This is a genomic window from Carnobacterium sp. CP1 (assembly GCF_001483965.1).
In the GTDB taxonomy this organism is placed as follows: Bacteria; Bacillota; Bacilli; order Lactobacillales; family Carnobacteriaceae; genus Carnobacterium_A; species Carnobacterium_A antarcticum.
Map to the genome: position 1 here is coordinate 1,109,340 of NZ_CP010796.1, position 21,963 is coordinate 1,131,302.

A 21,963-nucleotide genomic window follows, 5' to 3' on the forward strand; every position below is an offset into this window, starting at 1 on the left:
TCACCGCCTTTACATAGTTCCTGGCATATACTCTGCATTATCAGGATCGATGGCACTTGTGAAAAAGTTGTCGATAAATTCATTGATGACAGCATCAATTTTTTCACTATCTGGCAAATCTTTCGTTTCAGCAATTTCATCTATTATTTCTTGGTGTTGGTTTCCAACATATTCATAAAATTCTTTTTCAAATCTTCCTAACTCGCTAATCGAAATGGTATCTAAGAAGCCGTGAGTTAACGCATAAAAAATCAACACTTGATTTTCAACGCTGATGACCTCATGCAGCCCTTGTTTTAAGATTTCGACTGTTCGGTGCCCACGGTTTAGTTTCGCTTGAGTAGCAGCATCTAAATCTGACCCAAATTGCGTAAAAGCTTCTAATTCACGGAAACTTGCTAAGTCTAAACGCAAGGTACCCGAAACTTTCTTCATCGCTTTTATTTGAGCAGCTCCTCCGACCCGCGAGACAGATAATCCGGCAGCCAATGCAGGACGAACGCCTGAATAGAACAAATCGCTTTCTAAAAAGATTTGTCCATCAGTGATGGAAATAACGTTTGTCGGAATGTAAGCCGAAATATCTCCTGCTTGTGTTTCAACAAATGGTATAGCCGTAATCGAACCGCCACCCAATGCGTCATTTAATTTAGCAGCCCGCTCTAGCATCCTTGAATGCAAATAAAAAACATCTCCGGGATACGCTTCACGGCCCGGCGGACGACGAAGTAAAAGAGACAGTTCACGGTAAGCAGCAGCTTGTTTGGTTAAATCATCAAAAACAATCAACACGTGCTTGCCGTTATACATAAATTCTTCTGCCATGGCTAAACCTGAATAAGGTGCTAAATAGAGTAATGGCGCTGGCTGAGATGCACTTGCAGTCAACACGATAGAATAATCCATTGCGCCAAATCGCTTCAAAATTTCCACTTGTGAACGAACCGTTGATTCTTTTTGGCCGATCGCTACATAGATACAAATCGTATCTTGCCCTTTTTGGTTGATGATCGTGTCGATCGCTAAACTTGTTTTCCCAGTTTTACGGTCTCCAATAACCAGTTCCCGTTGTCCGCGTCCGATCGGTACTAATGCGTCTATACCTTTGATCCCTGTTTGCAAAGGCTCAAAAACAGATTGTCTGTCCATTACACCGGGAGCCGCAGCTTCAACAGGACGCATTTTCGTTGTTTGAATCTCACCTAGTCCATCTATAGGCCGACCTAATGAATTCACTACACGTCCAATCATTGCATCGCCTACTGGAACTTCCATAATGCGTCCAGTCCGCTTGACCGTATCGCCTTCAACGATTCCTTCAAATGGGCCGAGAATAATGATCCCGACATCATTTGTTTCCAAGTTTTGTGCCATTCCATAAACGCCGTTAGAAAATTCAAGTAGTTCTCCGGCCATCGCATTCTCTAACCCGTAAGCTCGAGCAATACCATCTCCGACATAACTGACCGTTCCAACTTCGTCAACAACCAACTCATTACGAAAACCTTCAATTTGTTGTTTAATGAGCGAACTGATCTCTTCAGCTTTTAACCCCATAAATTTTCACCTCTTCAGCTATTTCTTATCGTTCATTCCTTAACTAATTGTTTCCTTAAACTCTCTAAATTAGCACGAATACTGCCATCAAAAATTTTATTTTCGATTTCAATGATTACGCCGCCTAATATTTCTTCATCAATGATTGTTTTGATCAGAACTTTTCTGGCACCTAATTTTTTTATAAATACTTCTTGGATGCGTTTTTCTTGCGATTCTGTTAAAGGAACAGTGGTCGTAACATTTGCAATAGCTGTCCGATTTTCATGGTCGTATAACGTTTCGTATGCATTTACGATTGCTAACAAATCAGACATCCGTCTAAAATTGTAAATCGTTTTGATAAAGTTCTGCATATCCGACGAAAAAGTTTTCGTTAGATCCTCTAAAACCTGTTCTTTATCTGTTTGTGCAATTTGTCGGTTATTGAAAAACTTCGTCAAATTTTTATTTCCTGCATAAATTTGACGAATATCCATTAAGTTATCGAACGCCTCATCTTCCGTTCCTTTTTCAAGTGCATCCTGATAAAAGGCTTTAGCTAACTGGCTTGCATCCATATCTCTATTTAATCTCATTGGTATCAGCCAGCCTTTCGATGTACTGATCTATTAACTCGGCATGCCCTTCATTGGTTAATTCTTTGTTGATCAGTTTTTCAGCAATTTGAATAGAAAGCGAACTCACATCGTGTCGTACACTTGCTAAAGCCATTTGTCGTTCATTTTCAATTTCTTTTTTCGCATCCATTTTTAAACGGAGTACTTCTTGTTGAGCAGCTGCTAACAGTTCCTTTTCTGTACTTTCAGCACTAGCTTTTGCTTTATTTAAGACCGTGGCTGCTTCAGCTCGCGTTTTATCTAGTTTTTCTTGGCGTTCTGCAGCTAGGCGCTCAGCTTCGTTTTTGGCAATTTCAGCATTTTCTATGTTACTTGCAATGGTTTGTTCCCGCTTTTCCATAATGCTCATCAGCGGTTTCCAAGCAAATTTCTTTAATAAAATCATCAAGAGTAAAAACGATACTAGTACAACAATTGTATCCCCGGCAGTTGTTGCTCCTAAAACTAACTGGTTGAACATTTACTTCACTCCTTCTACTATATCAGGTTTGTTATCCGCGAAAAAAGGCAGAGGTTTTTGTTAGCGCTGCCTTTAACGCATTTTATTGATGTCAGCCGGTAATCCATTTCGCCTGATTAACTAAATACAAGGATAAATGCAATAACAACAGCCATGATCGGAATCGCTTCAACTAACCCAACACCGATATACATTAATGTTTGTAATTCACTTTTCATTTCTGGTTGACGTGCGATAGATTCGATTGTTTTTGCGATAACTTTACTTGAACCAAATGCTGCTCCGATAGCTGCACCTGCGATTGCGATTGCTGCTCCAATTAAACCCATAATAATTTCCTCCTAATTTTTAAGTATTCTCTCTATGACCGTCTAATTTTTTTATATTTGATAATTCATTGATACTCTATCTTTAATGCTCTACTTTATGAGAAATGTATACCATTGTTAAAGTCGTGAAGACAAAGGCTTGGATACTTCCGATAAAAATCGAGAAGGCTTGCCAAACCATACCTAATGGAATTCCCACAATCCACGTAAAGACACCATAGCTTTGAGCTAAAGTGGCGATCAACCCTAGCAGAATTTCACCGGCGTAAATGTTTCCGTATAACCGTAAAGCTAAAGTCAGTGTATTTGTAAATTCTTCGAATAGTTTGATCGGCAACAAGAATGGTACGGGCCGTATAAAACTATTCATAAAGTAATTCTTAAAACCTTGTTCCCGTACCCCAAAGTAATTCGATAGAAGAATGACCATAAAAGCCATCGACAACGTTACGATCGGATCAGCCGTTGGACTCTTCCACATTTGTTGTCCATTGACATTCAATATTAGAGGCAGCCCCATCATATTTGAAACAAAAACAAACATAATTAACGTAAAGCCTAATAGTCCGAATTTGTCCCCTTGTTCTTTCGACATTGAACTAGAAATAATATTTTGCACAAAATCGACAACCCATTCAATAAAGTTTTGCTTACCTGTAGGTTTCAACTTCATATTTCTTGTACAAATGAAAGCGACAAGAAAAACAATGGCACACGCTGACACAGTAGTAATTAAATTGGTTACATTAAAACTCAGACCGAATAAATGTAATATCGGGGACTCGTGTTCCACAACGTTCACCTCTTTTCCATAATTAAACTCTGTATTGATCTCAACAAAACGTCGCAAGCCATCAAATGAGTCGTTATCCTTTCTTTCTCAAGCTCAAAGCTAATTTTAACATACCTTCGTTTTCTTTCCTATTTTGAAGAACCTCGATAGCGATACTGCGGGCATTCTTTAAAAGAAAAAAGAGGATATTTTAAAATTTTTGTTTTCCAGTCTTGCTGACAGATGCTATCATACCACCATTTAAAATAAAATACAAAGGATTGTGAAAAACAACACTATTTTTCATAAACCCCTTGATATAATAATGTTCGTCCTTAATTTCAAGCCATTTCGGACCTTTTTTTTCTGTTTTCAATTAAAAAAATACAGTAATTTCAGCTTTTTTTATTAAAAAAATTACTTTCAGCAGCTTTCTTTTCTGTCTGCCTCATTGCCATTCCCAAAATTTGAGTGCGGTTGTCTCACTGTTTTTTTGCATAAAGATAAATACAAAAAACCCAAGAAAAAGAAATCTTTTTCTTGAGTTTCCTATCTATACTTACAACGCTTATAGCGTTCCGAATAAACGGTCACCAGCATCGCCTAAACCTGGTAAAATATAGCCATTTTCATCTAATTTTTCATCTAATGCTGCTGTATAGATGTCTACATCCGGGTGAGCTTCTTCTAAAGCTTTCACGCCTTCTGGAGCGGCAACAATACAAACGAATTTAATCGAGCTTGCTCCGCGTTTTTTTAGAGCTTCAATAGCAGCGATGGCAGAAGCACCGGTTGCCAACATAGGATCGACAACAAATAATTGACGGTCTTGAATGTCTGTTGGTAATTTAATAAAGTACTCAACAGCTTCTAAGGTTTCGTGATCACGGTACATTCCTACGTGTCCAACTTTTGCTGCTGGAATCAAATCTAAAATACCATCGACCATACCTAAACCGGCTCTTAAAATTGGAATAATCGCAACTTTTTTACCTGCTAAGTGTTTTTGAGTCGTTTTAACTAAAGGCGTTTCGATTTCAACATCTTGTAATGGCATGTCTCTTGAAACTTCATAAGCCATTAAGCGCGCAATTTCATTCACAGCTTCTCTAAAATCTTTGGTCCCGGTCTCTTTGTTACGAAGGATCGTAACTTTGTGTTGGATCAACGGATGGTTTATAACATGAAATTTGCCCATAATTTTCAACCCTCATTTTCTATAAATTTTCAAACAATTCTATTGTAATGGAAATTTGCTTTAAAGGCTAGAGTTTTAGTAGATTCTAGCAAAAAGGGCTTTTTGTCAAAAGAAGGGCACTTCATCTTCCTGCTCCAAAATGAGTCTACAGGATGAAATAGGTGGTTGTTAGATCGGAAAATTTTCGGATCCGAAAATTTCACTACCTTCAGTTAATTAGAAAAACAATAGAAATCGCATATGGTAAGTAGTACATGAGAAAGAAAACAACACTATGATCGAACTCTTTATTCTAACGGAGATTTTCGTCCGTCATTATTTTTACTTGCCAATACTAAATAGTAAAGAACCGAAAAAGTTTTAAGTATAAAAAAACTAAAAGCAGATACCAGCGGCATCTACTTTTAGTATGTCTTTTATTTTGTCAGGTACAAAGGGTTAGCTGCTGTCAACTGACGTACAGTCTGTTTGATTTCAGCAAGCTTCTCAGGGTCGGATTTAGCATTCAAAGCAGCCACAATCAATTCTGCCACGGCTTTAGAATCGGCTTCATCAAAACCACGTGTCGTAATAGCTGGCGTTCCAATACGAATCCCGCTGGTTTTGAAAGGGCTCAACGTTTCAAACGGAATCGTGTTTTTGTTCACTGTGATTCCGACTTTATCTAACAACGCTTCCGCTTCTTTCCCGTTCAAACCAAATTGTCTCACTTCTAATAGCAATAAATGGTTATCGGTCCCGCCACTTACTAAGTGACCAGCCGATGAATTAAAGACACTTTCCATTGCTTTTGCATTTTTAATGATTTGTGCTGCGTATGTTTTAAACTCTGGCATCATTGCTTCTTTTAAAGCTACGGCTTTTCCAGCAATCACGTGTTCCAATGGACCGCCTTGAATACCAGGAAAAATAGCACTATTTAACGCTTTTCCATATTGTTCTTTAGCTAATATCAATCCGCCGCGCGGACCTCTCAGGGTTTTATGAGTTGTGGTGGTCACAACATCTGCATAAGGAACAGGGTTTTGGTGCAACCCTGCAGCCACTAATCCAGCGATATGAGCCATATCAACCATCAAATAAGCCCCAACTTCATCTGCTATTTCACGAAACTTAGCAAAATCTATTTTTCTGGCATAAGCACTGCCGCCAGCAATGATCATTTTCGGCTTATGTTTCAGTGCTTGTTGGCGTACTGCATCATAATCAAGGTATTCTGCTTCTTTGTCCACCCCATAAGCAACAAAATCATATGTTTTCCCGCTGAAGTTAACCGGTGAACCATGAGTTAAGTGCCCACCATGGGTCAAATCCATTCCTAAAACCACATCGCCAGGTGCTAAAAAAGCATTGAAAACAGCCATATTCGCTCCTGAGCCAGAATGAGGCTGCACGTTCGCATATTCAGCACCAAAAAGTTCTTTAGCGCGGTCGATTGCTAGATTTTCAACAATATCGATGTATTCACAGCCCCCATAGTAGCGTTTGCCAGGATATCCCTCAGCATATTTATTGGTCAAAATGCTGCCTTGAGCTGCCAGCACACCTTCCGAAACAAAGTTTTCTGAAGCGATCAATTCGATATTATTTTCTTGACGTTCACGTTCATGATCGATTGCCTCAAATAATTCTTTATCAAATTCTTTATAATCCATCCGTTAACCCACACCCTTTAATAGAATAGCTTAAGTATAGCATTTCTTCCGCTGCTTTTCTCCCTAAATCAATCGTTAAAATAATGGTGACCTGCTGCCTTTTCTAACCGATTCATATAGGCATCTCCTATTCCATCGCGTTGATAAGCTTCTGCTAAAATAAGTGTTACATCTGTTTTTTCAAAAAAACGCAGCCCGGCGTATAAAGCTTTGGCAGCTTCCGCAACGCTTCCTTCTTTTCCCAATGAAAATACTTCTGCTACTTGTCCTTTAAATTGTCGGGCACGCGTTTCATTCACCAGCAAGCCAATTTTTTCTCCTTGATCTTGGTAATGAGCAATAGCCGCTTGCCAACTCTCGCTTGATCCATCGACAATGATGACCGGTTCATCCGGTGCATAGTGCTTGTATTTCATACCAGGTGCTTTAGGCTTTTCTTCCTCAGAAACTAAATGACGATCCACATAAACCGTTCCAATGACTGCTTCTAACGCTTCTTTTGTTAACGCGCCTGGTCTTAAGATAACCGGAGCCTCAGGGTTTGTCGTATCTAAAACTGTTGATTCCAATCCTACCCCAGTTTCGCCACCATCCAGTATACCAGCGATTTTCCCTTGCAAATCATGGTAGACATGCTGAGCTGTTGTAGGGCTGGGCTTGCCGGAGGTATTCGCGCTTGGACCAACCAATGGCATACCGGCTGCTTTGATCAATGCAAGTGTCGCTTGATTATCCGGCATCCGAATAGCCACGCTGTCTAAACCAGCCGTCACAGTGTCTGCAAAGGCACCCGGTTTTAGTTTAAAAATCAACGTAAGTGGACCTGGCCAGAACTTTTCCATTAAGGTTTGGGCTGCTTCGGGAATTTCTTCAACGTAAGCGTTCACTTCTTCAATAGAAGAAACATGAACGATCAAGGGATTGTCACTTGGTCTTCCTTTAGCTAAATAAACCTTTTTGACAGCTGCTTCATTCTGGGCATTTGCTCCAAGCCCGTAAACTGTTTCAGTAGGGAATGAAACAAGTTCTCCCTGCTTTAATAAGGCAGCCGCTTGTTCGATTTCATCCAACTGAAAAACTTTAGTATCCACAGGATCACTTCCTTTTATTTTATTAAAAACCTTTATTTACCAAATTCAACTCATTGATTATGCACAATCTGTGACAACTAGCTGTTTTACGCCAAGAGAACTTGGACCAAACGATCTTGACCACTCATGTCTTTCTTAATCGTGATGTCCGCATTTGGAAAAGCCGTTTTAAAAATAGCTTTGACTGCTGCTCCTTGTCTAAATCCTATTTCTAAAAAAATTTGTCCCGTAGGTTTTAAAACAGCTGGAATTTCCTCAGCCAATCTTTGATAAATAGCCAGACCATGATTTTCAGCAAATAAAGCCATTTTAGGTTCATGAGTTAAAACGGATTTATCCATATACACCTGCTCCTCTTCAGCAATGTACGGCGGATTAGAAATCACCACATCAAATTGCTGATTTTTTACTGGAGCCGTTAAATCTCCTGTCAATAACTGGACATCTGCTCCTAAGGCAACAGCATTTTCTTTGGCGACCGCTAAAGCCTTCGCTGACAAATCAACAGCTGTTACATCATCTTGCGGTCGTTCTTTTTTGATTGTGATCGCAATAACTCCCGTTCCCGTGCCAATATCCAATACCTTTAACGGACGCTCAGGTGCTTGGTGCAAAAAGATATCGACGATTTCCTCTGTTTCAGGACGCGGAATCAATGTGTCCGCGGTTACTTTAAACCGATAATTATAAAACGATTCATAGCCTAAAAGATGCTGGATAGGAATCCCTTGGCTATGCTGGGTAACATCTGCTATTAATTGTTGTTTTATCTCTTCTGGGATTTGTTCATTCAACTGTAAAATAAAATCTGTTTTTGTCCAGTCCAAACGTCCTCTCAGCAACAACTCAGCTGCAATACCTTCGTGACCAGAATCTTCTAAAAAAGAAGAAGCCCATTTCAGGACCTCTCGGTAGGTTTCATTAATTTTCATGTTGCAGTTGCTCCATCTTTTCTGTTTGGTCATGCAATACCAAAGCATCAATGATTTCATCCAATTTTCCATTTAAAATTTGCTCTAATTTTTGGATGGTCAGCCCGATTCGGTGATCTGTCACACGACTTTGCGGGAAATTGTATGTCCGAATCCGTTCAGAACGGTCTCCGGTTCCAATGGCTGATTTTCGTTCAGCATCGATTTCATTTTGAGCAATATTATGGATATGATCGTATACACGTGCACGCAAGACTTTCATCGCTTTTTCACGGTTTTGGATCTGTGAACGGCCATCTTGCATCGCAACAGTAATCCCAGTTGGTAAATGCGTCAATCGAACAGCTGAAGCGGTTTTGTTGACGTGTTGTCCACCAGCTCCGCTGGCATGGTAAATATCTGTCCGAATGTCTTTGTCTGCAATGTTCAATTCTACTTCTTCGGCTTCAGGCATAACGACTACTGTTGCAGTTGAAGTATGGATACGGCCTTGAGATTCTGTTGACGGAACGCGTTGTACGCGGTGTGCGCCATTCTCATACTTTAATTTCGAATAAACGTTCTCGCCAGTGATCATCAAGGTAACTTCTTTATAGCCGCCTATTCCCGTTACATTCGCATCTAAAACTTCTGTTCTCCAGCCTTGTGCATCCGCATATTTTTGGTACATCCCGAATAAGTCGCCAGCAAACAAAGCTGCTTCATCGCCGCCAGCTGCTCCTCGAATTTCCATGATGATATTGCGGTCATCATTTTCATCTTTAGGAAGCATCAAAACTTTCATTTTTTCTTCTATTTGTACTTTTTCAGTTTTTAAATCGGCTAATTCTTCTTTAGCCATTTCGGTCATTTCGGAATCTGTAGTTTCTCCTAAAAGCTCTTCTGTGTCCGAAATATCTTTTTCGACTTCTTTATAGCGACGGTAAGTAGCAACCGTTTCGCGCAAACTTGCTTCTTCTTTGGTCAGTTTCATTAAACGTTTTGTATCACTCACGACTTCAGGATCGCTCAGTAATTCGTTTAGCTCTTCATAACGTCCTTCAACGCTTGCTAATCTATCAAACATAACTAGATGCTCCTTTTCTATTTTTATGATTTTCTGCCTATCTATTTTAGTTAAGGCGTTCTGAACTCTATTTTACCTCAATGGTGTCTAACGGCGGATTGAAATAGTGTTTTCGGCATACTGGAAAATAACTTTCATTTCCACCGATTTGAATTTGTTCTCCTGCATAAACAGGTTTGCCGTCAATCAAGCGCATGTTCATGATAGCTTTGCGGTGGCAGTACCAACAGATTGTTTTCATTTCTTCTATTTTATCTGCGTAAAGCAATAGATATTCTGATCCTTCGAACAATTCATTTTTAAAATCATTTTTCAATCCAAAGGCCATTACCGGAATGCCTAAGTTATCGACAATATGAGCCAATTGAAAAATGTGTTCTTTAGATAAAAATTGAGCTTCATCGATCAAAACACAAGCCGGTTCAAAATCCAGTTCTTTAACCGTTTGAAAAACATCTGTTTCGTTAAAAATAGCGATGCCTTCACGTCGCAAACCAATGCGGCTTGAAACCACACCTATTTCATCACGGTTATCCAGTCCGCTTGTCATAATGACGACTGGTTTATTTTGCTCTTCATAATTATAGGCAACTTTAAGAATTTCAATAGTTTTACCACTATTCATTGCGCCATATTTGAAAAAAAGTTGTGCCATATTTGCTTATCCTCTTTTCTTTCATAGGAATCTCTTAGAATTATACGGTAAATGCCCTGACTTTGCATTAAATTTATAAAAGAAAAACGGAATCTGCTTAATCGGATCGCTTACAAAAGATTTATTTAACTGCTTTTCTCTTGCCGCTTTTTGTTTTCCTATTGTTTTGGCTTCTTTCGTTTACTGTTCTTATTCTTGCTTTAAAGCCAGTAAATTGTTTAAATTTATCTATAGAATAGAACAAGTTAGTCAATTTTAATATTTTTTCAAAAAAATTATGCTAGAATGACAAAGTAGTATAAAAAAAGTAATTTCATTTATTGGAGGAAACTCGATTGAGTATACGTAACGCATTTGCCATTATGGTAGGAAAAACAACTAGATGGGGTCTCCACACATTTTTTAAAGGTGGAAGCAGTTATCCTGGAATGATCACTCAAAAACTTGATCCGACCGTTTTAGGCGCTTTATCAAAAGACTATGAAGTTGTTATTGTAACAGGAACAAACGGAAAGACTTTGACCACTGCTCTGACTTATCAAGTGTTAAAACAAAAATACCCAGATATTATTACAAATCCGACTGGTGCCAACATGCTGCAAGGAATCATTTCGACTTTTTTGCAACACCATTCTTACACTAAAAATGACAAGAAAAAAGTGGCGATTTTGGAAGTAGACGAAGCTAGCTTAGTGCACGTCACTAAATACGTCAAACCAAAAGCAATCGTTTTCACCAACGTTTTCCGCGACCAGATGGATCGTTATGGAGAAATTTACACTACGTATCAATTGATGGTAGATGGTGCAGCATTAGCGCCAGATGCTTTAATTGTCAGCAACGGCGACGCACCTATCTTTAATTCGAAAGAAACCGTTAATAAACGCGTTTATTTTGGCTTTGATCACTTACCAGATGGAGAAATGCAGGCTCATTATAATACTGATGGAGTTCTTTGTCCTCAATGCCATCATATTTTGCATTACAAGTTTATTTCTTACAGCAACTTAGGGAAGTACTACTGCCCGCATTGTGGGTTTAAACGTCCAGAACTAACTTATCGCATGACCGATATCATGAAAATGGATCATCAGTCTTCTCGTTTCGTGATCGATGGTGAACCTTTTGAAATTATGATCGGCGGTCAGTACAACATCTACAATGCTTTAGCAGCTTATAGTATTGGACGCATTTTCGATGTCACGCCTGATGAGATCCGCACAGGGTTTCAATCTGCCAAACGAGTTTTCGGCCGTCAAGAGATCATTAACATCGATGACAAAGAAATCACAGTCAACTTAGTCAAAAACCCGGTTGGTTTGAACCAAGTACTCGATATGATTGCTCGTGATCCTGAACCTTTTTCATTGGTTTCGATTTTAAACGCAAACGCTGCAGATGGAACCGATGTTAGCTGGATATGGGACGCAGATTATGAAAGCATCACGGATATGAATATCAAACAAATCACTGTCAGCGGCGAACGTGTTGAGGATATCAAAATTCGTTTAGAAGTCGCGGGTGTTCCTGAAGAAGATTTACAGGTCGTTCCTGGCATTGCTGATTTGATCACTAGTTTCAAAAATGCACCTACTAAGAAAATCCATGTATTAGCAACTTATACAGCTGTCTTGCAACTGCGTAAAGAACTTGCCAATCAGCATTATATTGAAGGAGGCATGTAAGATGGTTGAATTAAAAGTTTGTCATCTTTATGGAAATTTACTGAACACATATGGCGATAACGGCAATTTATTGATGCTCCAACACCGTGCCAAACAGCATGGCATTACTTTTGATACTGAAATCGTTAGTTTAGATCAGCCTTTTGATCCAGCTAAATACGATTTGGTTTTCTTTGGCGGCGGTCAAGATTTTGAGCAGCGTATCGTTTCAAAAGACTTGCAAAACAAAAAAGAAGACATCACAACTTATATTGAAAAAGATGGCGTAATGGTCGGCATTTGCGGCGGTTTCCAATTGTTAGGGCATTATTATGTCGATGCTGCCGGCAATAAAATCGAAGGCGCCGGTGCTTTAGATCACTACACACTCAATCAAGAAAACAATCGTTTCATTGGCGATATCGTGATTAAAAACGATGAGTTTGGTGAAACGTACAAAGGCTTTGAAAATCACAACGGCCGAACTTTCTTAGGTGAGAATGTCAAACCTTTGGGCATCGTTGAAATCGGACAAGGCAACAACGGCGAAGACAAAACGGAAGGTGCTCATTACAAACAAACGTATTGTTCTTATCTGCACGGACCGCTCTTGGTGCGCAACGTAACCTTAACAGACCGTATTTTAAAAGAAGCTGTTAAGAAACGCTTTCCGCAAGAAGCCGAAACGTTATTCACTTAACCAAAAACCACCGCTCTAAACGAAAAAAATCGTTTAGAGCGGTGGTTTTTTAATTTCTGTTAAAGGCTCGTTCATGGTGTAGAGGCAATAATTTGCAAAGTGCCGTCAATTGACCAGTTTTTGATTTCATTTGGTAAAATGAAATGCGTTCCTTTGTGTAATGGGTAATCGCCTGCTTCAACTGACAGCGTTCCCTCGCCTTCTAAAACGCTCACTAATGTATAAGGTGCTGTAGCTTCAAATGCTGCTTTCCCTGTAATTTTCCATTGGTAAACATCAAAAAAATCAGTTTTTATATAACTTGTGATTTCAACATTTTCCAACTTTTCTGTTTTAATGTCTGATGCAGCATCGACATGCGGGACGGTCGTCACATCAACAGATTGTTGAATGTGCAATTCTCTTGGTTTTCCATCATCGCCTTTACGGTCGTAGTCATAAACACGATAAGTCGTATCACTGGATTGTTGAGTTTCCAGAATCATGATCCCAGCCCCGATGGCATGGATGGTTCCACTTGGTACAAAGAAAAAGTCGCCTTTTTTCACTTTGATGCGGCGCAACAAATCATTCCACTTGCCTTCACGAATCATTGTTTCCAATTCTTCTTTTGTTTGAGCATGATGCCCGTAAATGATTTCTGCTCCTTCATCGGCATCGATCACATACCAGCATTCCGTTTTCCCTAATTCACCTTCATGCGCCAAACCATAAGCATCGTCTGGATGAACTTGTACTGATAAATCATCGTTCGCGTCTAATATTTTAGTTAGTAATGGAAAAACGTCTCCTTTGGCATTGCCGAAAACATCGCGATGCTTTTCCCATACTTCCGCTAAGGTCATTCCTTGGTAAGGACCGTTCAGTATTGTACTCGGTCCGTTCGGATGAGCACTAATAGCCCAACATTCGCCGACTTTGTCACTGGGCAAATCATACCCGAAGACATCTTTTAATTTTGTACCGCCCCAAATCTTCTCTTGTAAAACAGCTTTCAGAAACAATGGTTCATTCATTTTTTAAAATTCCTCCCATGTGCATACTTCCCTATTATCTTACCATAGTTGAAAACGATTTTATATTACTTTTCCCGAAAGTTTAATTCATAGCTGCTTCTTTTTCTGAAAAATACGTATCGATCAATTGATCTCGTTTCTTGAGATACACCGGTGTATCACTAGTTGGATGAACGCGGTTAGATAAAAAGACAAAAGCTTCTTGTTTTTTTATATCCAGTAAAATAAACGTACCCGTAAAACCAGTATGAAAAAGGTAGCAGTCTTTCTTTCTGACTTTTAAATCCCAGCCTAAAGAGCGTTCTAATTTCCCATTTGGCGTCCAATCTTGTGACAATTGATCAACGGTTGATTCCTGCAAGATACGAATACCGTCTAACTGCCCTTTTTGAAGCAGCATCTGGCTAAAGCGCGAAACATCGTTCAACGTAGAAAACAACCCCGCACTGCCGCAATGATCGCCTAATACTAATGCTTTGGGGTCATGTACCACTCCTCTGATCACACCGCGATCCGGTTGTTTTTCTGTTGGAGCACATTGGGCCAGGTCTGCTGGATGAAAGGTTGAATACCGCAAATTTAGAGGCTGGATCACTCGCTTTTCAAAAACAGCACTTAGCGTTTCCTTTTCAATAACTTCAATAATATACCCTAATAAGATCATATTCGTATCGGTATACTTCGCTTCTATTCCGAAAGAGTCTTCCATTGGCACTCTCAATAAAGCTGCTTTTAATTCACTTGCTGATAAAGCATCCCGGTTGGGGATAAACCCATTTAAGGCCGAAGTGTGCGTCAGCAAATGGCGAATGGTTACCTGGCCAGCGCTAAAGTCAGGCAAGTAGGTCTGGACAGAATCTTCCAGTGACACTGTCCCGCTTTCCCATAACTGCAGAATAACGGTTGTCGTCAAGATAACTTTTGTTAACGAAGCAACATCGTATTGTTGGTTTTCTATAATCGATTCTTTATGAGGAATCACCGCTGCCAAACCCTCACGATACTGTTTGGTTTCCTGTTGCTTAATGAACGCATAACTCGCTCCAGGTAGTGTCTGATCTTCGATGTAGCGTTGGATCAATTTTCTAGTATTGCTGTACATTGCACTCTTCCTTTCTTTTAAATTGTTCTAATGTTATATCCATTATGGATGCTGTTGCAGCTTTTCACTTGCTTGAAGAAGCTACTATTATGTGCTTGTTTTTCATACTTACTGGTTCCGTCATTCAGAGTAATGCTCTTTCCTTATATAGCAGGCGTTCTTCTATCAAACAAATAACCTTCTAGCTTTAATTTGATCATAGCATAGAAGCTGTTTTCAAAGTAATGGTATTCTTATTCTTTCGATAATGTTGTTTTTTATTTCTGTCGTCTGCAGAGGTCAGAAAAAACACTAGACCCTAAAGGCTGCAGCCTTTAGGGTCTAGTGTTTAGATTATCCTTGTACGATTTTTAATGTAATTCCATTAGGATCTTCCAATGAAAGAACGTTTGCCGCTTCATCCAATTGGTAAGCGTACTGCTGTTCATCTAACGTTGCTTGAATACGTGTAAAGTCCTCTTTAACAGGGACTACGATCGTATAATAAGCCAAACCGCGAGTTCCTTTTTCAGCTGCTGGAATTCCTTTTCCAGCCCAAGTGTTTGCTCCGATTTGGTGGTGGTACTCACCTGCCGCGAAGAATTTTGCTTGAGCACCAAAATCAAATTTCAAATCAAAGCCCACTAAATTTTTATAAAAAGCTTCGGTCCTATCTAAATCAGCTACAAATAAGTGAACATGCCCCATAAAACTTCCTACAGGCAATCCGCTGAACGCTTTTTTGGCTTCAGCAATCACACCTTCTGCATCCATTGGCTCTGTTACGCCCGCAATTTGGCCATCGGCACGTATATCCCAGTCAGTCTTTGGTTTATCCCAGTAAATTTCAATCCCATTTCCTTCAGGATCATCCAAATAAAGAGCTTCACTATAACCGTGATCACTGGCACCAGTCAAAGGATAACCAGAAACGAGAATATGGTACAGCATCTCGCCTAGATCCTGTCGAGTAGGCAACAATAAAGCCAAATGATACAAACCTGTTGAACGAACATCAACATCGCCTGCGGGAACGGATTGCAGTGTCAACAGAATGGTTTCATCTTCTTTTGCTCCAAAAGAAACTGCTGATGATGTTTCAGTTTTTATATCCATGCCAATAATCGTTTGATAGAACTGTTTCATGTCCTTTAAGTTTTCAACATTTAAAACGACTTCTCCAATATGCGTTTTTTCATTTAAGCTCATCATTTTTTAATTCCTTCCTTAGTTCACGTCATTTATCACACTTTTTTTCACTTACTTTTTATAAGTGTAAATGAAAAAGACGTAGAATGCAAGAAGAACTGGAAATCGGTTTTAATTAAAAATAATCGTATAAAACAGGTACTCCTGCTGGTATGCGTTCTGCAAACTCTGCCAGTAGGTGCTTGTCTCCTAGGATTCGTTCGAAAAAGTGCAATTCTTCAATTGTGCGGTAGTTCATAAAAACTTGAGTCCAAGCTTGAATGGTTCCCGATAGGATCGATTCTTGAAATATTTCTTGCTCGTCTGTTATTTTTGTAACTTTCCTGTCTGTTAAATGCAATTCCACTTTCCAAACGCCTGTATTCCAGGAAGCCGCAGTATCTTCAACTTTCAAATAAAAGGTTTGAGGAGCCCGTTCTTTAAAAGGGTAAGCCATGAGAAATTGCTGAATATTTACGATTCGAGCCATCATAGAAGGAACCAGCTCTTGTTTGATTCTTGGATTCTCTAACAAGTAGGCCATTTTTTCATGTTCGCCCGTCTTATAACGATAGGTGTGAAAAGTAGCTTTATGCGAAGCTACAAAGTTCCATAATCCTTTAAAGGCTTCATGAGACAGATAAACCATTTCTTGCAATACAAAAGTTCCGACAGCTTGACCTTTAAAAGAATAGATCAAATAACCTTGTGCTTCCCCTTCTTCATCCAGATACAAAGCAACAGCAGAATCTTCTCGCGACATCATTAAAAATTCCCAATCCCACTCACTGCGCTTAAGCGGACCAACACTGGTTTCGTAACGCTCGGTATAAAGCGTTCTCATCGTTTCTTTTACATCTTCCCATTTGACACGGCGAACCATCCCTGGTGTCTTCTGAACTTTCGGTAATTCACTCACATCAATCGTATATTGAATATCATCGAAACATTGTTCATAGCCGTATTTTCGGTAAAAAGGATAAGAAAAAGGCGCTAAATAAGACAATAATTGGCCTTGTTCATTCATTTTTTCCAATGACAGCTTCATTAACTGAGCGATATCTCCGGCCCCTCTATTTTCAGGATAACTGGATACGAAACCGATGCCTCCCATAGAAAAAGGCTTTCCATGTAAATAAACTTCCATTGGACGGACAATGATTTGGCTCATTAATGTTTCATTTTGAAAGGCACCATAACAAGCTGAAACAGCACAAAGTTCCTTGAATTCTTTTTCACGCTTTTCTGTTTTTTCTAGATTAAAAGCATAGCAGGCTAACTCTAACATCTCTTCATTTTTTTCAAGCGTCATCGTTTTATACTCGGTCATTTTGTCTCCCTCATTTTCTTTGTTTTTTTCTTTTAGTTTAACACACTCTCTATTTCTCTTGCATCTTTAGCTTACTTCATGAAATGCTTTAACTTTCATCACAACTTCTTCACAATTTCCCACTATACTAAAGTCATACCAATAACAACCAACTTTTTTATTTTTTCTTTTACCTCCTCCAGGTTTAAAAGAAAACCTACCCTTTCCACCTTAGCTACTCCTGCTAAGGTGGTTTTTTGTGTGAAAAAATAAGCCTCTTTTGATAATAAAGTTATCAAAAGAGGCTTATTTATCCTTTTACTTCATTAGATAGCTGGTTGTTCAGCAAACTGACTATTATATAAGTCTGCGTAGAAACCGCCTTTTGCCATCAATTCATCGTGTGTGCCGGTTTCCATTACGTCTCCTTCATTCATGACAATAATGTTATCTGCATCGCGAATCGTTGATAAACGGTGAGCGACAACAAAGCTTGTTCTACCTTGTAATAATTTACGCATTGCTTTTTGAATCAAGACTTCTGTTCGTGTATCTACACTTGAAGTAGCTTCGTCTAGAATCAATATCTCTGGATCAACTAAGAAAGCCCGAGCAATGGTGATCAATTGACGTTGTCCAAGTGAGATGTTGCTGGCTTCTTCATTCAAGATAGTATCGTAACCAAGCGGCAATGTATGAACAAAGTCATCCACATGAGCAGCTTTCGTTGCTGCAGAAACACGAGATTCGTCTTTTCCATACTTTTCACTACCGTATTTGATATTATCAAGAATCGTTCCATTAAATAACCATGTATCTTGCAATACCATACTGAAATGTGAACGCAATTCCTCGCGCGTCATATCTCTGGTATCCACACCGTCCAACTTGATACTTCCGCCTTTAACATCGTAAAAACGTTCTAGCAAGTTGATCAAGGTCGATTTACCCGCACCTGTTGGTCCAACGATAGCAACCATTTGGCCTTCTTTGACATTCAAATTGAAGTCTTTCATCAACAATTCTTCATTGTCATCGCCATAACCAAATTTAACATGGTCAAAGGAAATCTTATAGGGCGAGTTTGGAATAGGAGTGACATTAGATTTTTCTTCTGTCATTTCTTCTTCATCCAGCACTTCAAAAACCCGTTCAGCAGAAGCAATCGTAGCTTGGATCGTATTTACCAAGTTTGCCATTTGGCTCATGGGTTGGCTGAATTGATTGGTGTATTGTAGAAAAGCTTGAACGTCACCTAGTGTCATTCCGCCATTGGCAACCTTAATTCCCCCAACTACAGCAACTAGCAAGTAACCTAAGTTTTTAACAAAGTTCATTAAAGGCATAACAAATCCTGAGAAGAATTGAGCTTTCCATGAAGATTGGTATAATTCTTCATTTTGTTTTTCAAACAGTTCAATTTCTGCTTCTTCACGGTTGTACGTTTTAACAATAACATGACCGGCATAAGTTTCTTCAATTTGGTCATTTAATAAGCCTAATTTTTTTTGTTGTGCAGCAAAAAGTTTTTGAGATCGTGGTGCTATTAAACTAATGACTAGTACGCTTAATGGGACTGTTATAAACGCGATCAATGTCATTTGCCAGCTGATGCTGAGCATCATATATAAAACAGCAAAGAACAATACAAAACTATTAACGAATTGGGTTAAAGTTTGTTGCAATGTGTTAGCAATGTTATCCATATCATTAACGGCACGTGACATGATGTCTCCGTTTGAGTGTGTGTCATAATAACTCATGGGTACTTTATTCATTTTATCTTTTAATTCTTTCCGCAAATCGTAAACCGTTCTTTGAGCTACACGCGTCATCGTGAACTGTTGGAAATATTGGAATACTGCAGATAAAACGTACAAAATGGCTACGGTTATTAAAACATTTTTAATCACATCAAAGTCAATGGGCAGCTTGTCAACAACCTGGCCGGCTTGTTGCATTTTAGCTCCAGCCATAACCCCTTTGAAAATTTCAGTCGTTGCTTCCCCTAAAATTTTCGGTGTTTTGGTTTGTAAAACAGTCGCTACGATCGCTAAGACAAATACTAAAGCAATCGCGAACAAGCGATTCGACATATAGCCGAGCAATCTTTTTAGTGTTCCCCAAAAGTTTTTAGCTTTACGTGCCTGCATTTTTGATGAGCCTGCGTTTTTCATTAAATTTCCTCCTCTCTCATTTGAGAGTTCATGATTTCTTGATAAGTTGCATTCGTTTCTTTTAATTCTTCGTGTGTTCCTTTACCAACGATTCGCCCGCCATCCATTACTAAGATAGTATCGGCGTTCATAACGGTACTGATCCGTTGAGCGATGACCATCACGACAGAATCTTTCGTTTCAGGCACTAAAGCATTTCTTAAAGCAGCGTCTGTTTTAAAGTCTAATGCTGAGAACGAATCATCAAACACTAAAATATCGGCTTTAGAAACAAGCGCACGTGCGATGCTTAAGCGTTGTTTTTGTCCACCTGAGAAGTTGCCTCCTCCTTGTTCCACATTGCTGTCTAAGCCATCTGGCAATTCTGATACAAAGTCTTTAGCTTGCGCTACTTCTAATGCATGCCAAATTTCTTCGTCGGTTGCATCAGGTTTACCGTATTGCATATTTGAACGGATCGTTCCTGTAAACAACACTGCTTTTTGTGGAGCATAACCAATCAGACTGCGTAAATCCTTTTGATTCATATCACGAATATCAACATTATTGATACGAATGCTGCCAGATTCAATATCATAAAAACGCGCAATCAAGTTAGCTAGAGTAGATTTACCCGAACCTGTTCCACCGATAACAGCCACCATTTCGCCTTTATTTCCTTTGAAGTCAATGTCTTCTAGGGCTAGTTGTTCGGCGCCTGTGTAACGAAAATCAACATGGTCAAATTCTAATGTTCCTTTATCAGCCATTTGAACTTTAACAGGTTTTTCTGGGTCTTTAACAGAACTTTCTGTTTCTAAGACTTCATTTATCCGAGCTGCAGATACTTGTGCTCTGGGAATGAAAATGAAAATCATTGATAACATCATAAAGCTCATAAGAATCTGCATAGCATAAGTCATAAATGTAATCAAGTTTCCTACTTCCATCAAGCCATCGCCAATGTAATGTCCGCCAAACCAGATAATTGAAATGTTGGTTGCACTAATGATCAACGTCATAACCGGCATCATGAAACTCATGATTGTATTAGCTTTGATCGAAGTATCTGCAAAATCTTTATTGGCTGCATCAAAACGTTTGATTTCTGAATCGTTACGGTTAAACGCACGGATAACGCGAATACCAGTCAATCCTTCACGGAACACTAAGTTCAACCGGTCCGTTTTGCTTTGCATTTTCTTAAAGTAAGGAACAGCAAAGTACATAATCGCAACCATAAATATTGCTAGAATAGGAAGAACATAAAGAAAAATACTGGCTAGTTTAGGCTCACGGTTGTAAGCCATCACTCCTGCTCCTGTTAACATGATCGGAGCCATGATCATCATTCTTAAAGCCATCATCGCTACCATTTGAACTTGTACAACGTCATTCGTTGTTCTGGTGATCAATGAAGACGTTCCTAACTCATCGATCGCATCATTTGAAAAATACGATACTTTCTTAAAAATACTGCTTCGAACATTTTTTCCTAGCAACTGAGACTGACGTGAAGCCAAGTAAACATTAGCCGTCGCTGCCGCCACACTTAATAAAGAAAACCCGAGCATTTTGATACCGACTGAAATAATGTAGTCAACATCTCCTGTCGCTACTCCGTTATCGATAATGTCTGCTGTTAAAGTTGGCAAGTATAAATCGCCGATAACTTGAATGACCATAAACAGGATTGCTCCAAATACCGCAAGACCGTTCATGCGTTTAGCTAATTTCATCATAGTATTGTTTTCCTCCTAATTGTTCAATCTTTTTTAACACCTTGTTCGATCCATTTCAACTTTTTATTAAATATTAAAATGGTTTCTTCTTGCGAATATTGTTTGTAAAAGCCTTCTCCAATCGTATTGAATAACATAGACATCACTAACTTAATCAGCATAGGAAAATCTTCTTCTTTCTCCAATTTCATTCCCTCGATATTGATGTATTCCTTTAGTTTTTCTTTGTGGAAATTTTTTTTCTGACCACAATGTCTAACAGATTCAGGAGTAACTTCTTTAGTGGTTCGATAATCCATGTGTAAGAATAAATGCTTAAAAAATTCAACATGTTCTTCGTCCATGATCAAAGCGAGTGTTTTTGGGAAAAAGATGCGATAACCGTCAAACAGATTGCCTTCCGCTTCCTTGAAGCTGTCGAACAACATCTCTTGCGTATCTTGTTTCAATAAACTCAGATAATAATAGTACAGATCTTCTTTATCTTCAAAGTACTGATAAAAACTGCCCCGTGAAATATCTGCTTTTTTGATAATGTTATTGATGGATGCTTCGTTTAAAGGAACTCGAGAAAACTCTGCTGCTGCTGCTGCTAATAAGCGGCTTTTCTTGCCTTCCGATAGATTAAAATAAGTTTTTGTTGGCACGTTTTTCCTTCCTTTCAACGTACAAAAATGACACCTCGTCATATGACACTTTGTCATTATAGGAGACTATGAAAAAAAAATCAAGTATTTTTCTCTTGTTTTTTCATGAATCCGTTTTATACCGT

Annotated in this window: 20 protein-coding genes; 2 read left to right on the forward strand and 18 right to left on the reverse strand. The window is 39.0% G+C overall.

Annotation, left to right across the window (positions count from 1 at the left end):
- Positions 1–9 precede the first annotated feature (9 nt).
- The 11 genes from atpA to NY10_RS05335 form a co-directional block, all read right to left on the reverse strand.
- Positions 10–1,557, reverse strand: a complete 1,548-nt coding sequence (gene atpA / locus NY10_RS05285; RefSeq protein ID WP_058918983.1) for a F0F1 ATP synthase subunit alpha — start codon at positions 1,555–1,557, stop codon at positions 10–12.
- Between the two features lie 32 nt (positions 1,558–1,589).
- The gene (gene atpH / locus NY10_RS05290) at positions 1,590–2,135 is read right to left on the reverse strand and encodes an ATP synthase F1 subunit delta (RefSeq protein ID WP_082664192.1); all 546 of its coding nucleotides are present in this window, start codon (positions 2,133–2,135) and stop codon (positions 1,590–1,592) included.
- Positions 2,122–2,637, reverse strand: a complete 516-nt coding sequence (gene atpF, locus NY10_RS05295; protein WP_058918985.1) for a F0F1 ATP synthase subunit B — start codon at positions 2,635–2,637, stop codon at positions 2,122–2,124. Before atpF ends, atpH begins: the two co-directional genes overlap by 14 nt.
- A gap of 116 nt (positions 2,638–2,753) precedes the next feature.
- Positions 2,754–2,966 (reverse strand): F0F1 ATP synthase subunit C, encoded by a 213-nt coding sequence (gene atpE / locus NY10_RS05300; RefSeq protein ID WP_058918986.1) that lies wholly within the window; start codon positions 2,964–2,966, stop codon positions 2,754–2,756.
- An 82-nt stretch (positions 2,967–3,048) separates the two neighbouring features.
- Entirely contained in the window at positions 3,049–3,759 is a 711-nt protein-coding gene (gene atpB / locus NY10_RS05305; protein ID WP_058918987.1) for a F0F1 ATP synthase subunit A, read from the reverse strand.
- Positions 3,760–4,306: 547 nt separating this feature from the next.
- The gene (upp, locus tag NY10_RS05310; RefSeq protein ID WP_058918988.1) at positions 4,307–4,936 is read right to left on the reverse strand and encodes a uracil phosphoribosyltransferase; all 630 of its coding nucleotides are present in this window, start codon (positions 4,934–4,936) and stop codon (positions 4,307–4,309) included.
- A 416-nt stretch (positions 4,937–5,352) separates the two neighbouring features.
- Positions 5,353–6,591, reverse strand: a complete 1,239-nt coding sequence (gene glyA / locus NY10_RS05315; protein ID WP_058918989.1) for a serine hydroxymethyltransferase — start codon at positions 6,589–6,591, stop codon at positions 5,353–5,355.
- Between the two features lie 68 nt (positions 6,592–6,659).
- Positions 6,660–7,682, reverse strand: coding sequence for an L-threonylcarbamoyladenylate synthase (locus tag NY10_RS05320; RefSeq protein WP_058918990.1), 1,023 nt, complete (start codon positions 7,680–7,682; stop codon positions 6,660–6,662).
- Between the two features lie 86 nt (positions 7,683–7,768).
- Positions 7,769–8,614 carry a peptide chain release factor N(5)-glutamine methyltransferase gene (gene prmC / locus NY10_RS05325; protein WP_058918991.1) on the reverse strand — a complete coding sequence of 282 codons (846 nt, stop codon included), beginning with the start codon at positions 8,612–8,614 and terminating at the stop codon, positions 7,769–7,771.
- On the reverse strand, positions 8,604–9,680 hold the full coding sequence (gene prfA / locus NY10_RS05330) for a peptide chain release factor 1 (protein ID WP_058918992.1): 1,077 nt from the start codon (positions 9,678–9,680) through the stop codon (positions 8,604–8,606). The genes prmC and prfA overlap by 11 nt, the downstream gene beginning before the upstream one ends.
- 67 nt (positions 9,681–9,747) lie before the next feature.
- Positions 9,748–10,335 (reverse strand): thymidine kinase, encoded by a 588-nt coding sequence (locus NY10_RS05335; protein ID WP_058918993.1) that lies wholly within the window; start codon positions 10,333–10,335, stop codon positions 9,748–9,750.
- A gap of 335 nt (positions 10,336–10,670) precedes the next feature.
- Here NY10_RS05335 and NY10_RS05340 point away from each other — a divergent pair, with 335 nt between their 5' ends.
- Positions 10,671–12,020 (forward strand): Mur ligase family protein, encoded by a 1,350-nt coding sequence (locus NY10_RS05340; protein WP_058918994.1) that lies wholly within the window; start codon positions 10,671–10,673, stop codon positions 12,018–12,020.
- Position 12,021: 1 nt separating this feature from the next.
- Positions 12,022–12,699, forward strand: coding sequence for a type 1 glutamine amidotransferase (locus tag NY10_RS05345; protein WP_058918995.1), 678 nt, complete (start codon positions 12,022–12,024; stop codon positions 12,697–12,699).
- 71 nt (positions 12,700–12,770) lie between these two features.
- Here NY10_RS05345 and manA read toward each other — a convergent pair whose 3' ends face one another.
- From manA to NY10_RS05380, 7 genes are all read right to left on the reverse strand, one after another.
- Positions 12,771–13,715: a mannose-6-phosphate isomerase, class I gene (manA, locus tag NY10_RS05350; RefSeq protein WP_058918996.1), complete on the reverse strand. Its 945-nt coding sequence runs from the start codon at positions 13,713–13,715 to the stop codon at positions 12,771–12,773.
- An 82-nt stretch (positions 13,716–13,797) separates the two neighbouring features.
- Positions 13,798–14,817: a serine hydrolase domain-containing protein gene (locus tag NY10_RS05355; RefSeq protein WP_058918997.1), complete on the reverse strand. Its 1,020-nt coding sequence runs from the start codon at positions 14,815–14,817 to the stop codon at positions 13,798–13,800.
- Positions 14,818–15,150: 333 nt separating this feature from the next.
- Complete coding sequence (locus NY10_RS05360) at positions 15,151–16,005, reverse strand: VOC family protein (protein WP_197408995.1); 855 nt, start codon at positions 16,003–16,005, stop codon at positions 15,151–15,153.
- Positions 16,006–16,120: 115 nt separating this feature from the next.
- The gene (locus tag NY10_RS05365) at positions 16,121–17,314 is read right to left on the reverse strand and encodes a GNAT family N-acetyltransferase (RefSeq protein WP_058918999.1); all 1,194 of its coding nucleotides are present in this window, start codon (positions 17,312–17,314) and stop codon (positions 16,121–16,123) included.
- Positions 17,315–17,619: 305 nt separating this feature from the next.
- Positions 17,620–19,470, reverse strand: coding sequence for an ABC transporter ATP-binding protein (locus NY10_RS05370; RefSeq protein ID WP_058919000.1), 1,851 nt, complete (start codon positions 19,468–19,470; stop codon positions 17,620–17,622).
- The gene (locus NY10_RS05375; protein WP_058919001.1) at positions 19,470–21,191 is read right to left on the reverse strand and encodes an ABC transporter ATP-binding protein; all 1,722 of its coding nucleotides are present in this window, start codon (positions 21,189–21,191) and stop codon (positions 19,470–19,472) included. Before NY10_RS05375 ends, NY10_RS05370 begins: the two co-directional genes overlap by 1 nt.
- Positions 21,192–21,214: 23 nt before the next feature.
- Positions 21,215–21,838 (reverse strand): TetR/AcrR family transcriptional regulator, encoded by a 624-nt coding sequence (locus NY10_RS05380; protein WP_058919002.1) that lies wholly within the window; start codon positions 21,836–21,838, stop codon positions 21,215–21,217.
- Positions 21,839–21,963: the final 125 nt, after the last annotated feature.

Coding starts and splice junctions, on each gene's coding strand:
- prfA (WP_058918992.1), bottom strand. CDS start 9,680: ATGTTTGATAGATTAGCAAGCGTTGAAGGACGTTATGAAGAGCTAAAC.
- upp (WP_058918988.1), bottom strand. CDS start 4,936: ATGGGCAAATTTCATGTTATAAACCATCCGTTGATCCAACACAAAGTT.
- manA (WP_058918996.1), bottom strand. CDS start 13,715: ATGAATGAACCATTGTTTCTGAAAGCTGTTTTACAAGAGAAGATTTGG.
- glyA (WP_058918989.1), bottom strand. CDS start 6,591: ATGGATTATAAAGAATTTGATAAAGAATTATTTGAGGCAATCGATCAT.
- NY10_RS05335 (WP_058918993.1), bottom strand. CDS start 10,335: ATGGCACAACTTTTTTTCAAATATGGCGCAATGAATAGTGGTAAAACT.
- prmC (WP_058918991.1), bottom strand. CDS start 8,614: ATGAAAATTAATGAAACCTACCGAGAGGTCCTGAAATGGGCTTCTTCT.
- atpE (WP_058918986.1), bottom strand. CDS start 2,966: ATGGGTTTAATTGGAGCAGCAATCGCAATCGCAGGTGCAGCTATCGGA.
- atpH (WP_082664192.1), bottom strand. CDS start 2,135: ATGAGATTAAATAGAGATATGGATGCAAGCCAGTTAGCTAAAGCCTTT.
- atpF (WP_058918985.1), bottom strand. CDS start 2,637: ATGTTCAACCAGTTAGTTTTAGGAGCAACAACTGCCGGGGATACAATT.
- NY10_RS05375 (WP_058919001.1), bottom strand. CDS start 21,191: ATGATGAAATTAGCTAAACGCATGAACGGTCTTGCGGTATTTGGAGCA.
- atpA (WP_058918983.1), bottom strand. CDS start 1,557: ATGGGGTTAAAAGCTGAAGAGATCAGTTCGCTCATTAAACAACAAATT.
- NY10_RS05345 (WP_058918995.1), top strand. CDS start 12,022: ATGGTTGAATTAAAAGTTTGTCATCTTTATGGAAATTTACTGAACACA.
- NY10_RS05370 (WP_058919000.1), bottom strand. CDS start 19,470: ATGAAAAACGCAGGCTCATCAAAAATGCAGGCACGTAAAGCTAAAAAC.
- NY10_RS05355 (WP_058918997.1), bottom strand. CDS start 14,817: ATGTACAGCAATACTAGAAAATTGATCCAACGCTACATCGAAGATCAG.
- NY10_RS05360 (WP_197408995.1), bottom strand. CDS start 16,005: ATGAGCTTAAATGAAAAAACGCATATTGGAGAAGTCGTTTTAAATGTT.
- NY10_RS05365 (WP_058918999.1), bottom strand. CDS start 17,314: ATGACCGAGTATAAAACGATGACGCTTGAAAAAAATGAAGAGATGTTA.